The following is a 12,234-nucleotide window of genomic DNA, read 5'->3' as shown; positions in this document are numbered from 1 at the left end:
GTGTCAGCCAATGCTGACGCGGGAAAGCGTCTATATCGCCTGTCAGATCTGACAGTAGACCGGCTATACCTAATAAGACACGATTGGATCCAAGTACCGACATCGCAGTAGTGACAGGACGTCAACCCAAGGAAGTCGCAAAAGCCTTGCGACAAGGACTGTTATGAACATCCACGCCATGGCGCACTCTGCTCCGCGCGATACCGAAGGCATCTACCCCTTCGCCGGCTTGCCCGTGCGCCTGGGGTTTCCCTCCTGCGCCGATTTCGAAATCATTCAGGATCACTACGGCAGCCCAATGGCGGTCGGGGCGCGCCGCGAGTTCCTGCAAACCCACCGAATGTGCAGGGTTTCCGGGCAACTATTGCCCTATCGATGCCGGCAGACCCGACAAATGCTGGCAGGCATTCACCTCTACGATCCGCGCTTTTGCGGATTGATCGAACACGCCTGCGACCCCAACGTATTTCTCGACATGAGCGAGTTGTGGCTGTGGGCGTTGAAGGATATCCACAAGGGTGAGCGGCTGACCATGGACTACGCCGCCACCGAAGACAAACTGCTGCGCCAGTTCGCCTGCGGTTGCGGTTCACCGCGTTGCCGTGGGTGGATCACCGGCTACGACGAACCACCCACCCTCGAAGGTCAGCACTTTCTACAGCGCTGGCGGCATTCAGGGTCGCGCTGAAAGGTGCGCTGGAAGCTGAGTTATACCGCGCCAACCGGACGCAGACGATATTGCGGTGGCAACTGCTCGAAACCACTGATGGTGGTGTTGAGACTTTTCCAGCGGCCATCCTTGATGCCGTAGATGCAACCGTGGATCGACAGGCTCTGCCCGCGATGCCAGGCGTTCTGGATGATGCTGGTGTGGGCGACGTTGGCTACTTGCTGGATCACGTTGAGTTCGCACATGCGATCAACCTGCTCTTCTTCGGTCGGCAGCTTGGCCAGTTCTTCGCGTTTTTCGTAGTACAGATCGCGGATCGAACGCAGCCAGCCGTCGATCAGGCCGAACTGGCGATCCTGCATCGAGGCACGCACACCGCCGCAACCGTAGTGGCCGGTGACGAGGATGTGTTTGACCTTGAGCACGTCCACTGCGTACTGGATCACCGACAGGCAGTTTAGGTCGGTGTGCAGCACCACGTTGGCGACGTTACGGTGGACGAACAGATCGCCCGGCAGCATGCCGACGATCTCGTTGGCCGGCACGCGCGCATCGGAGCAGCCGATCCACAGATATTCCGGCGTTTGCTGGCGCGCCAGTTTGGCGAAGAAATCCGGGTCTTCCTTGGTGATCGCGTCAGCCCAACGCTCGTTGTTATCAATCAGGTCTTGTAAGTCATGCATGCTGTAAGGCCTCAAGAAAGATGCGCTGGTATGACAGACGACCACCCGTCGGGGTCACGCCAGAACCGCAAGTGATTTCATTGGAATTCTCGTGTGCCCGGTGAGTCCACCTAAGTAAGGCCCACAGTATGAGGAATTGCCATGACTGATTCACGACGCCCTTACGATGCAGTGCAACCGGAGCCCATCGATGATAACGAAGACCGCATGGGTTCGGTGCATGAGCTGGATTTCGATGAAGACGAACCGAGCGCGAAAATCGGTGATGAGATTCCCGCACGTGAACGCGAGCAGTTGATGCCGCGTGAGCGGGTGCGCGAGGCCGGGATGACCGGGGCTTCAGTCAGTGATCATGAGCCGACTGACGACGACCTGAGCCCGGAAACACTGATTCATGAAGATGGCGCGCGGGATGCCGAAGAGGCCGGGGAAGGCAATCAGGCCGATTGGGATCTGAGCATTGTCGATGAAGATGACATTGGCGGTGGCAATGGGCTGGATGAGGCGGAACTGGCGCGGCGTGATCCGCTGGATGGCAACCGCTGATCGTCGCTGCCTGGTAGGACGCTTTCGCGAGCAGGCTCGCTCCCACAGGGGTTTTGGGGTGCGCACAAAATGTGTGAACGCCATGAACCAAATGTGGGAGCGAGCCTGCTCGCGAAGCTTTTAAAGGCGATCAGTCAACCAGGGTGCAGGCCATGACCACCGCGTCTTCACGCCCACCCACCGCCGGATAATAATCCCGGCGCCGGCCAATCTCATTGAAGCCATAACGTTCATACAACTTGAACGCGCCCGTATTGCTGTCACGCACTTCCAGAAAACATTCCCGCGCCGAAGCCGCATACGCCCGCGACATCAGATGCTCGAGCAACGTCAGGCCCAGCCCGCGCCCCTGATTCTCCGGTTTGACGGTGATATTGAGCAGGTGCGCCTCATCCAGAATGATCTGCACCACCCCGTGGCCGACCTGCTGCTCACCTTCAAACATCAGCCAGATCTGATACTTGCCCAGCCCGTCGAGAAAAATCCCCCGAGTCCATGGATGACTGTAAGCGGCGTACTCGATTTTCAGCACGGTTTCCAGATCCGCCTCGGTCATCGGGCGGAACGATACAGCGTCACTCATTCGATTCTTTCCAGCGCGCCATTAGCCGACGCATGGCTTGCCACACAGCGGCCTTGCGCTGTGGCTCTTCCATTAACAATTCCAGACCGGGAATGGCCCAGGCCGAGCCCAGGCCTTCGATCTGCAATTCACGATTGAACGCTTCGGCATCCGCCTCACCGGCAAAACGCACCGCCGGCAGGCCGACCAGCCACAGGCAGGCACACGGAGCGGCTTCCATTTGCACAGAAAGGAACCCCTGCACAAAGTCACGCGCCGCTTCCGGGCCTTGATCCATCGTGCCGCGATTGAGCCACGGCCAGCGCACCGGCTCGCCGACGATTTGCGGTGCATCCGGCAGACCGGCGGCGCGCAGCATGTCTTTGAGTAACAGATAGGCGGGATCGCGGGACTGGAACGGTTCGCCTGTGGGTAACTCGACCAGCAGCAGGCAACGCCCGGCGCGCAAAAGTTGCAATGCAAAACGCGGTGGCGGTACTGGCACGGGTTTGGCGACGACAGGTGTGTCGTCGACCACGTCCACTGGTTTGGCACCCGTGCGAGTGCTGGCCAACGACGGACGCGGCACTTCGATCTTCGGCCGTTCGACCGGACGAGCGGCAGGCTGCGCGGGTGTTTCGACCTGAGGCGCAAGCACCACCGGCGCCTCTACCTCGGGCTCGGGCATGTCCAGCAGCTCGGGCCGCGAGGGTGCGGCGAAGGGCAATTCGGTGCGCGGCAGCCAGTTGACCACCTGCATGGCGTTCAAATAGGCGCGGCGGCGGGACTCGATTAGCAAGGGTCGGCCACTTGTGGATAACTGAAGTGCGCTGATTCTACCGCCCTTCGTTCAAGATCGCCCGTTGTAGATCGATACTCTTTCACGAGGCGCTTTACCCACGCTCTTTATACAAAGAATGCGACAGCCCGTCCCGAGAGTGAATCGCATCCTTCGTGATGCAGTACAATCGCCGCTTTTCATTGCCAACCAGCCGGGCATTCCGATGATCGAACCCAAGCGCGTCTTGCGCGCCCTCGCTGAACACTGGGCACTGCTTGAGCCACTGTGTGAGCACTTCGACCAAGGCACATTGAGCCTTAACGAACTGCGCTCGCAACTGGCCGCCCAACAACTGGACAGCACGCCGCAGGACATCACCAGTCTGCTCGACGTGTGGATTCGCCTCGATATCCTGATTCCGGTGGCGAAAAGCCCGAACCGTTTCGAGCTGAACGCGCAGATTCATGACTTCCTCGCGTATCTGCGGCGTGAACACCGTTTGGGCCTGTGCCTGGAAATCGAAGCCTATCTGCGCCACCTCGAGCGTCTGGCCGGGTATATCCAGGACGCTTTTGAGGTTCGCGACGGCCACGATCTCGCCCGCCAGCTGCGCCTGCTCGACATGCGCGTGCGCGATGTGCTGAAGAAGCTCGACAACGACGAACAGGCCTTGGTGGCCGTCGCTGAACGGGCGAAGACCAGCGATCGGCAGATTCCATTGCGTCAGCGTTACGCTGAAGTACTGGCGACCTGGGACGAATACGTCGAGCCGATGATCGATCTGGTGAACGCCGACGGCGCCTTCGAACAAGGCGTGCGCAAGGTCGAAACCGTGCTGCTGAAAATGCTCAGCGAACAGCAGCGCCTCGGCCATCTGGTCGATGACGACATGCTCCTGCGCACCCACGCACGCATCCTCGAAATGCAGACCAGCGCGCAATTGACCTTGCGTCATGCCCGCGAATTACTGCTGCCGCTGCGTGAAGAAGCGCGCCGGCACAATGCCGTGACCCGTGGCGCCGCATTGGCTTTGGCGGCGATCCGCCGCAAAGGCATCGACGCCGTGCCGCAAGCGGCGATGCCGCTGTTCACCCGCCCGCAAAGCACCTTTCTCGGCAGCGCCAGTCAGGTCGAAGCCTACGTCTATGCACTGGCGCGTTTCGAGCCGAAACCGGCGCGCTTCCCCAAGGCGCACAAAACGCAGAAAGGCGAAGCCCCACGCGCGCCACGCACCGTGCGCGAGATGGTCGACCGTTGCGAAGAAGCCCTGCCGATGCCGGATCTGATGACCTGGCTGCTGGAGCAGGAACCGGACGGCGCTACCGACGAATTGCTCTACTGGTTCTCGCGCCTGTCGCGGGAAAAACGCTTCAAGCGCGAGCGTCTGGAACGCCGCGAATACCACACTCACGAGCACCAGGTCAGCCTGCGCTCCTTCGCCCTGCTCTCGGCCAGCGACTCTGCCTCCGAGAATTCTGCGAGCATCCCCAATGCATCTTGATCTTTCCGAACTGTCGCAACTCGCGCCGATCTTCCGCGAGCTGTTCAAGGGTTACCACGTCAGCCGCCGCGATCCGGAGCTGTACGCGCAATTGTCGAACTTCCAGGATCAATACCGCACGCTCTTCAAAGCGCTGGGGTTTGAACTGGTCTGCGACACCCGTGGTTTCTACTACTTCGTGCCGGACATGGCCGCTGCGGCGGTGAACAAGACTGCCCAGCGTCTGGCGCTGTTCACCTTCATCCTCGTCGAGCACCTGGCCGATCAGGGCCGCGACCCGATCGCCGTGCTCGATGGCGGCAGCCTCGGCCGCGAAGAACTGCCATCGCTGCTGGAGAAATACCGCGACCTGTTCATTCAGGCCGAAGTGCAGACCGTGGAAGAGCTCGAAGAAAAGATCATGCGCCGCATGACTCAACTCGGTTTTGCCAGCGAAGAAAACGGCGTGTACCGCTTCCTGCCGCCGATGCATCGTTTCCTCGACGTGTGCCTGTCGGTGCAGCAAGACCGCGATCTGGCAGCCAGCGTGCACAGCGTTCTGCCGCTGCCGGCACCAGTGCTGATCGACGAAGCGGCGGAAGCCAAATTCCTCGAAACCGACGATCCGCTCGATCTTTCCGAGTTTGAAGAAGAGAGCGAAGAAGACGCACTGGCCCGCGCCATTGCCGAAGAACAGGAGTCCGACGCATGAGCCAGGAACGCTACGGCATCCGCCGCTTTGCCCTTTTGAACACCGCCGGTTACAGCCTCGGCCTGTTCCCGCTGGAAGAACCGCTGTCGGTTTACGGCGCAAACAACCTCGGTAAATCGGCGTCGATCAACGCCTTGCAGTTCCCGATTCTGGCGCGCATGTCGGACATGAGTTTCGGCAAATACAGCCTGGAACAATCGCGGCGCTTCTACTTCGCTTCCGACACCAGCTACATCCTTGTCGAAGTCAACCTGCCGCACGGCCCGCACGTGATCGGCGTGGTCGGTCGCGGCCCGGGCGGTGGTTTCGGTCACCAGTTCTTCGCCTATGCCGGCAAACTCGATCTGGCGCATTACCAGAAGAACGACACCTGCCTGCGCCAGAAAGAGCTGTTCAGCAACCTTGAGAAAGAAGGCCTGAAAGCCTACGAACTCAAGCCGGACGAACTGCGTCGCTTGCTGGTGGGCGGTCACACGTCGATTCCGCTCGACCTGACTTTGATTCCGCTGCGCTCCACCAGCGAACAGAGCCTGAAGACTTTCCGCGCACTGTTCATCAACCTGCTGCACATGCGCGAAATCACCGCGGCCAAGCTCAAGCAGTTGTTCCTCGATGCCTTCGAACACAGCCTGCGTTCCGGCAGTGTCGATTACATCGCCGCGTGCGAAGAAGCCTTCCGCGATGTGCGCCGGATGGAACAGGACTACAACTCGCTGGTCGCTGCCGGCCCATTGGTTGAAGCCTTGGCCAACGGTGTAAAACAGCGCGATGTGCTGCGCGGCAAGCTGCATCGCCTGTCGCCACTGCTCGACTCGTTGCTCGGCACTTGGTCGGACTACGCCAGTGCGCGCAAGGAAGAGCTGACGATTCAGGCCGACCACTACCGTGGCGAGCAGGACAGTCTGCAAAACAATCAGCGCGGCGGCACGCAGGAACTGATGCGTCTGGAGCGGGAAATCTCCGGCATCCAGCGCTGGCTCGGCGAGTTGTCGGTGTTGAAGAATCGCTTCGCGCTGGTCGATGACGTCAAAGTGCTCGAGCAACAATTGCTCGCTGCCAAAGACGCTCACGACGAATTGGCCGGCGCCTTGGCGCAATCCCGTCAGTTCAGTGCGGAAGATCTGGAAGAGCGCGTGCGCGATCTGGAAAAACGCCTGAAGTCGGTGAAGCAGCAACTCGATCACGCCGACAACAACAGCTACGCCCGCCTGCGTGAAGAGTTCTCGCAACAGGACGTCGAGCGCCTGATGCGTCTGTTCAACAGCGCACTGTTCAGCCTGCCGCTGGGTGAACACGGCATCACCCTCGACGACGATGGCGAGTGGGTCAAATCGGTTGAACTGATTCTCGATGGCTTCAAGGGCGAGCGCTTCGAAGTGCCGGGCTTGTCCATCGACATCTCACACATCGAGCCGCCGGCTCTGCAAGCGCTGGCCGACCGTGCTGCACTGCGCGACCAGAAAGAGCGTCTGGAAAAAGAACTCAAGCAACTGAAAACCCAGCAGGCCGTGGCCGCCGACCGCGCCGCGAGCAAGACCCAGACCGAAGCGCTTTACCAGCAAGTGCTGGACGCGCAGAAAGCCCTGGAAGATTTCCGCCGCACGCAGACTTTGAGCGCTGAAGAAAGCGACAAACTCGAGCAACTGGCGCAGATGGAAGGCGCGCAGGATGAACTCAAGCGTTCCAGCGATGCCTTCACCGAGCGCGTCCAGCAACTGTCGGCCAAGCTGCAACTGGTTGGCCGGCAGATCGCTGACATGGAAGCCAAGCAACGCACCCTCGACGATGCGCTGCGCCGTCGTCAGTTGCTGCCGGCTGATCTGCCGTTCGGTACGCCGTTCATGGATCCGGTCGACGATTCGATGGACAACTTGTTGCCACTGCTCAACGACTATCAGGACAGCTGGCAAGGCTTGCTTCGCGCCGACGGTCAGATCGAAGCGCTGTACGCGCAAGTGCGCCTGAAAGGCGTGGCCAAGTTCGACAGCGAAGACGACATGGAGCGCCGTCTGTCGCTGCTGATCAACGCGTATGCGCACCGCACCGATGAAGCGCTGACGCTGGGCAAGGCCCGTCGTGCGGCGGTCACCGACATCGCTCGGACCCTGCGCAACATTCGCAGCGACTACGACAGCCTCGAGCACCAACTGGCGCTGTTCAACCGCGAGATCAACAAACGTCAGGTGTCCAACCTGCAGAGCTTCCGTATCGTCCTCGCGCCGAACAAGGAAGCCCTCAAGCACATCGACCAGATCATCCACAGCGCCGGTCAGTACGAAGAAGGCGAAACCCTGTCGGTGTTCGACCTGAGCCAGAGCGCCGAACAGGACAACAAGAACGAAGAGGCCAAGGAATATCTGGCGCGGCTGGTGGCGGCAAACCACAACCAGCTCGGTCTCAAGGACTTGTTCGAACTGGCGTTCGAGATCACCAAGGTCAATGGCCAACCGGTTATCCACACCGACATCGATGGCGCCGCATCCAACGGCACGACCATGACCATCAAGGCGCTGACCAACATGTATTTGTTGCTGCACTTGATGGATCGCGATCAGGCCGGTCGCGTGCGTCTGCCGTACTACCTCGACGAGGCGGCGGACATCGACGAGAAGAACCAGGCTGCGCTGCTGGAAACCAGTCTGCAACTGGGCTTCGTGCCGATTCTGGCGAGTGTGAAGCCGCAGGTCTGCGCCAGTGTCGCGATCGACCTGGAAGGCGGCAGCGGCCCGGCGGGGATCTACATTGATGAGGCGGACTGGAAGTACATCCGTCGGCATGATGTGGTGAAGGCTACGGTCAATGTTGAAGCGGATGAGCCGGAGCTTGATGCGGTTTGATCGGCGTTAACTGAAGGCAATAAAAAGGGCCGCGATCTGATGGGATCGCGGCCCTTTTTTATGGCTCGGGGTTTGTGCTGATTTTGCGGGCCCTATCGCGAGCAGGCTCACTCCTACAGTTGGAATGCGTTCCCCTGTGGGAGCGAGCCTGCTCGCGATGGCGTCCTTACAGACGCTGAAAGTTTACTTACCGAGCGAAATCTTCGGCGCCCACGTCAGCCACTCATCCTCAAACTTGTCGAACAACGGGAATGTCTGCTCAGCCCGCGCCGGGTTGCCCATACGCTCGCCATCCGGCGTGGCGAATGCAATCCCCCCCTGAATCGCCGTCTCCAGCGACTCGGTGCGCACTGTCAGCCCATTGAACAAACCGATATCAAATCCGACACCACTGGTGTTCCAGAAGCGGCTACCGCTACGCACCAACGGCGCATATTTAGGCTCGATCAGAATGTGTACCAACACACGATCGGCGGTCTGGCCCAGTTCATAACCGGTGACTTTACCCACGGTAATTTCACGGTAGGTGACTGGCACACCCGGCTTCAGCGAACCTCGACGGGCAGCGCTCAAAACCAGGCTCAACCCCGCCTCTTGCTTGGTGATTTCCGGCGCATTGGCCAGGGCAACGAAGTTCTTCTGCGGGCCGAGGTTCTTCGCCGCTGGTTGCACTTCGATGTACTGCCCAGTCACGAGAGTTTCCAGATTGGCAGTCTTGATCAAGCCCAACTCAGGTTTTACCACCCAGAACTGGCTACCAACCCGGGCGATCTTCTCCGGCACTTCAGTGATGCGCGCCGTGAGGATGACCGACTGCAAGTCATCGGTGAGATCGACACTTTCAATCTTGCCGACATCCAGCCCTTTGAAGCGAACCGGTGTGCCACTGCGCAGACCATCAGCGCGATCGACTTTGATCGTAACCACCGCGCCTTTCTGATTCGCCTCATCATGGTTGGCGAACAGACGGAAACGCGGAATACGTTTCTGCAACGGCGCCTTCGCTTGCGGTGTTTCAAAGGCGATACCGCCGGCCATCAAGGTCTGCAGCGACTCACTCTTGACCTGAATGCCACCGGTCAGTCCGCCGGTCAACGTGATGCCACTGACATTCCAAAAGCGCGTCGAGGCATTGACCAGGTTTTCGTATTCCTTATCGATGTGCACGCCAATGACCAATTGCTTCTTGGTCTTGGAGAACTGATAGCTCTGCACCGAACCGACCTTGACCTGTTTGTACAGAATTGGACTGCCGACATCGATCGAGCCGAGGACATCGGTGAACAGCACCAGGTGCAAGCCCGGTGAGCGCAGATCCAGCGGCGGCGCCTTTGGCCGGGCCTCGAATTCGCGTTTCGGTGCCGCACCTTTATCGCCCGGGCGTACGGCGATGTAGTTACCTTTCACCAAGGCTTCCAGACCGGTGATCCCGGCCAGAGAAATCGACGGTTTAACTACCCAGAACTGCGTGCCATCGACCAGATAGTCCTCAGCCAATGGATCGAGAGTGAGCTCGGCTGTGGCACTGTTCAGGTCAGGATCAACCTTCAGCGCCTTCATGTTGCCGACTTGAATGCCTTTGTACATCACCGGTGTGCGGCCGGCCTGCAGTCCTTCGAAGTCGCTGAGTTTGACCTTTACGCGGATCCCGGCAGCGGCAGCGTCGAAGTCCTCATACAGACGGAACGGCAGGCTCGGATCAGTCGGCGGGCTGTCCTTGCGATTCTCTGGTGTAGCGAAAGCGATACCGCCGGCGACGATGCTGGCCAGCGATTCGCTGCGCACTTTCACGCCGGACAGGTTGGCGTCGATACTGATGCCGCTGGCATTCCAGAAGCGCGTATGTTTGCGCACCAGTTTGGCGTAGGTCGGCTCGATGAAAACCTTGAGCTCGACGGTACTCTGGTCTTCCGAGAGCAGGTAGCTTTTGATCTGGCCGACTTTGATCTGCTTGTAGAACACGGGGCTGCCACGGTTCAGTGATCCGAGACGATCAGCCTTGATGGTCAGGTGCAGACCGGGCTTGGCGTCCGACAACGGCGGCTCTTCGGCCAGCGCCTTGAACTTGCGCACAGGCTCGCCTTCGCCAGGGCTGATGGCCACGTAGTTACCGGAAACCAGGGTTTCCAGACCGGTGATACCGGCCAGGGTCACGCTCGGTTTGACCAGCCAGAAGCGCGTGCTGGTCTTGAGGTATTGCTCAACGTCCTTGTTCATCTCAACGGTGGCGATCACACCTTTTGAGTTGCCTTCATCGTCGAGCTTGAGCGCCTTGACCTTACCGACCGGCATGCCTTTGTACATGACCTCGGTCTTGTTGGCCTGGATGCCTTCGCCACTTTCAAAACGGATCTGAACTTCGATACCGGTTTCGGAATAGGCACGCCAGCCGAGCCAGCCACCGATGATCAGCGCGATCAGAGGCAGTACCCAAATGGCAGACCAGTTCGAGGCCGGTCGGGTTTTCGCTACGGGCAAATCAGTCATGGTCGTCGTCCGACTCCGTGTTATCCCAAATCAGTCGGGGATCGAAAGTTACTGCAGCGAGCATCGTCAGGATCACCACACTGGCGAAGGCGATGGCGCCAAGATTGGCTTCGACACTGGCAAGCCGGCCGAAGTTGACGACCGCCACGAGAATGGCGATCACAAAAATATCGAGCATCGACCAGCGGCCGATGAACTCGATGAAGCGGTACATCCAGATGCGCTGACGAGCGGACAACGGCTGACGTCGTTGTACTGAAAACAGCAGCAGCGCGATACCGACAAGTTTGAAGGTCGGCACCAGAATGCTGGCAATAAACACCACCGCAGCAATCGGAATCATGCCGTGCTGCACCAATTGGATCACCCCGGACATGATCGTGCTCGGATCACCCTGCCCCAAAGAACTGACAGTCATGATCGGCAAGACATTGGCCGGAATATAGATAATCGCTGCCGTGATCAGCAGTGCCCAGGTGCGGGTGAGGCTGTTCGGCCTGCGAGCGTGGACCAATGCACCACAGCGGGTGCAGGTTTGCTCGTCGGTGTCCGCTTCCTGCCTGTTCAACTCATGACATTCGGTACAGACCAGAATGCCCGCATCAATCGCCCGCATGAGCATCTTCCCCTGATAACGCCTGCCAGATCTGATGCGGTGACATCACCACCTCCAGCCATACCTGTACCAACAACAATCCAATAAAACACGCGAGGCCAAGGCCAGCGGTGATGGCTGCCATGTCCGCCAGTTTGACGATCGCCACCAGTACGCCCATGAGGTAGACCTCAAGCATTCCCCAGTCTTTGAGGTGGTGATAAATACGGTAAAGCAGCAAACCGTAACTGCGACCGACATCGAAGCGGATCGTTAGCAAGACGAACAACTGGCACAGCAACTTCAACAGCGGAATGGCCATGCTGCACAGGAATACGACGATCGAAACGCCCTGCATGTCCGTATTGAACAAGCCAAGCACGCCGCTCCAGACCGTATCCTGCGAAGACTGTCCGAGGATATTGAGCTGCATGATGGGCAAAAAGTTTGCCGGGATGTACAGCAGCAATGCTGCAATCACCAAGGCAAGGCTGCGCTGCACCACGTTATGGCGGTGGGCATACAACTCGTAACCGCAGCGTGGGCAGAGCGCTTTCTCGCCATGGGCAAGTGTGGGCTTGCGCATCAGCAGGTCGCACTCGTGACAGGCCACCAAGTCTTCCAGCGGTAAATCTGACAGCCCTGGGGCGTCAACCGACTCTGACATAAAGGCTCTGGCTCCGAATAAGGTGGGGCTATTCTAGTGTTCTGATTCGAAAATAACTGTGCAAATTTGTTCGCTATCGCGAACAAAAACTTTTCCACAGGCAAAACAAAACCCCAACTGCTTTCGCAATTGGGGTTTCGGAATTTAATCTTGACGATGACCTACTCTCACATGGGGAAACCCCACACTACCATCGGCGATGCATCGTTTCACT

The 12,234-nt window shown here is 59.0% G+C and carries 11 protein-coding genes; 5 read left to right on the top strand and 6 right to left on the bottom strand.

Annotation, left to right across the window (positions count from 1 at the left end; all coding sequences use genetic code 11):
- Positions 1-163: 163 nt before the first annotated feature.
- Complete coding sequence (locus tag CKW17_RS27140) at positions 164-688, top strand: SET domain-containing protein-lysine N-methyltransferase (protein ID WP_095122941.1); 525 nt, start codon at positions 164-166, stop codon at positions 686-688.
- 20 nt (positions 689-708) lie between these two features.
- On the opposite strand, the gene can is transcribed toward CKW17_RS27140, so the two are convergent.
- On the bottom strand, positions 709-1,353 hold the full coding sequence (gene can / locus CKW17_RS27135) for a carbonate dehydratase (protein ID WP_064120416.1): 645 nt from the start codon (positions 1,351-1,353) through the stop codon (positions 709-711).
- A gap of 141 nt (positions 1,354-1,494) precedes the next feature.
- On the opposite strand from can, the gene CKW17_RS27130 reads away from it, so the two are divergent.
- Positions 1,495-1,899, top strand: coding sequence for a serine kinase/phosphatase (locus CKW17_RS27130; protein WP_095122939.1), 405 nt, complete (start codon positions 1,495-1,497; stop codon positions 1,897-1,899).
- A 130-nt stretch (positions 1,900-2,029) separates the two neighbouring features.
- Here the strand turns inward: CKW17_RS27130 and rimI are convergent, their stop codons facing one another.
- Both rimI and CKW17_RS27120 read right to left on the bottom strand, forming a co-directional pair.
- Positions 2,030-2,482, bottom strand: coding sequence for a ribosomal protein S18-alanine N-acetyltransferase (rimI, locus tag CKW17_RS27125; RefSeq protein ID WP_007912963.1), 453 nt, complete (start codon positions 2,480-2,482; stop codon positions 2,030-2,032).
- Positions 2,475-3,221, bottom strand: a complete 747-nt coding sequence (locus CKW17_RS27120; RefSeq protein ID WP_095122937.1) for an energy transducer TonB — start codon at positions 3,219-3,221, stop codon at positions 2,475-2,477. The genes rimI and CKW17_RS27120 overlap by 8 nt, the downstream gene beginning before the upstream one ends.
- Before the next feature lie 244 nt (positions 3,222-3,465).
- Here CKW17_RS27120 and mksB point away from each other — a divergent pair, with 244 nt between their 5' ends.
- From mksB to mksF, 3 genes are read left to right on the top strand one after another with little or no spacing between them, the layout of a single operon-like run.
- The gene (mksB, locus tag CKW17_RS27115; RefSeq protein ID WP_176470127.1) at positions 3,466-4,743 is read left to right on the top strand and encodes an Mks condensin complex protein MksB; all 1,278 of its coding nucleotides are present in this window, start codon (positions 3,466-3,468) and stop codon (positions 4,741-4,743) included.
- On the top strand, positions 4,733-5,434 hold the full coding sequence (mksE, locus tag CKW17_RS27110; RefSeq protein WP_007912968.1) for an Mks condensin complex protein MksE: 702 nt from the start codon (positions 4,733-4,735) through the stop codon (positions 5,432-5,434). Before mksB ends, mksE begins: the two co-directional genes overlap by 11 nt.
- Positions 5,431-8,271, top strand: a complete 2,841-nt coding sequence (mksF, locus tag CKW17_RS27105; RefSeq protein WP_095122933.1) for an Mks condensin complex protein MksF — start codon at positions 5,431-5,433, stop codon at positions 8,269-8,271. The genes mksE and mksF overlap by 4 nt, the downstream gene beginning before the upstream one ends.
- A gap of 183 nt (positions 8,272-8,454) precedes the next feature.
- On the opposite strand, the gene CKW17_RS27100 is transcribed toward mksF, so the two are convergent.
- From CKW17_RS27100 to CKW17_RS27090, 3 genes are read right to left on the bottom strand one after another with little or no spacing between them, the layout of a single operon-like run.
- Positions 8,455-10,758, bottom strand: coding sequence for a PqiB family protein (locus tag CKW17_RS27100; RefSeq protein ID WP_095122931.1), 2,304 nt, complete (start codon positions 10,756-10,758; stop codon positions 8,455-8,457).
- Entirely contained in the window at positions 10,751-11,374 is a 624-nt protein-coding gene (locus CKW17_RS27095) for a paraquat-inducible protein A (RefSeq protein ID WP_095050584.1), read from the bottom strand. Before CKW17_RS27095 ends, CKW17_RS27100 begins: the two co-directional genes overlap by 8 nt.
- Entirely contained in the window at positions 11,361-12,020 is a 660-nt protein-coding gene (locus tag CKW17_RS27090; RefSeq protein ID WP_095122929.1) for a paraquat-inducible protein A, read from the bottom strand. Before CKW17_RS27090 ends, CKW17_RS27095 begins: the two co-directional genes overlap by 14 nt.
- Positions 12,021-12,234: the final 214 nt, after the last annotated feature.

It is taken from the genome of Pseudomonas sp. Irchel s3f10, assembly GCF_900187515.1.
Classification (GTDB): domain Bacteria; phylum Pseudomonadota; class Gammaproteobacteria; order Pseudomonadales; family Pseudomonadaceae; genus Aquipseudomonas; species Aquipseudomonas tensinigenes.
This window is presented reverse-complemented; position numbering and strand designations above follow the sequence as displayed.

What these genes read in the sequence shown, in the direction of transcription:
- CKW17_RS27140 (WP_095122941.1), top strand. Translation starts at nt 164, where the DNA reads ATGAACATCCACGCCATGGCGCACTCTGCTCCGCGCGATACCGAAGGC.
- can (WP_064120416.1), bottom strand. Translation starts at nt 1,353, where the DNA reads ATGCATGACTTACAAGACCTGATTGATAACAACGAGCGTTGGGCTGAC.
- CKW17_RS27130 (WP_095122939.1), top strand. Translation starts at nt 1,495, where the DNA reads ATGACTGATTCACGACGCCCTTACGATGCAGTGCAACCGGAGCCCATC.
- rimI (WP_007912963.1), bottom strand. Translation starts at nt 2,482, where the DNA reads ATGAGTGACGCTGTATCGTTCCGCCCGATGACCGAGGCGGATCTGGAA.
- CKW17_RS27120 (WP_095122937.1), bottom strand. Translation starts at nt 3,221, where the DNA reads ATGCAGGTGGTCAACTGGCTGCCGCGCACCGAATTGCCCTTCGCCGCA.
- mksB (WP_176470127.1), top strand. Translation starts at nt 3,466, where the DNA reads ATGATCGAACCCAAGCGCGTCTTGCGCGCCCTCGCTGAACACTGGGCA.
- mksE (WP_007912968.1), top strand. Translation starts at nt 4,733, where the DNA reads ATGCATCTTGATCTTTCCGAACTGTCGCAACTCGCGCCGATCTTCCGC.
- mksF (WP_095122933.1), top strand. Translation starts at nt 5,431, where the DNA reads ATGAGCCAGGAACGCTACGGCATCCGCCGCTTTGCCCTTTTGAACACC.
- CKW17_RS27100 (WP_095122931.1), bottom strand. Translation starts at nt 10,758, where the DNA reads ATGACTGATTTGCCCGTAGCGAAAACCCGACCGGCCTCGAACTGGTCT.
- CKW17_RS27095 (WP_095050584.1), bottom strand. Translation starts at nt 11,374, where the DNA reads ATGCGGGCGATTGATGCGGGCATTCTGGTCTGTACCGAATGTCATGAG.
- CKW17_RS27090 (WP_095122929.1), bottom strand. Translation starts at nt 12,020, where the DNA reads ATGTCAGAGTCGGTTGACGCCCCAGGGCTGTCAGATTTACCGCTGGAA.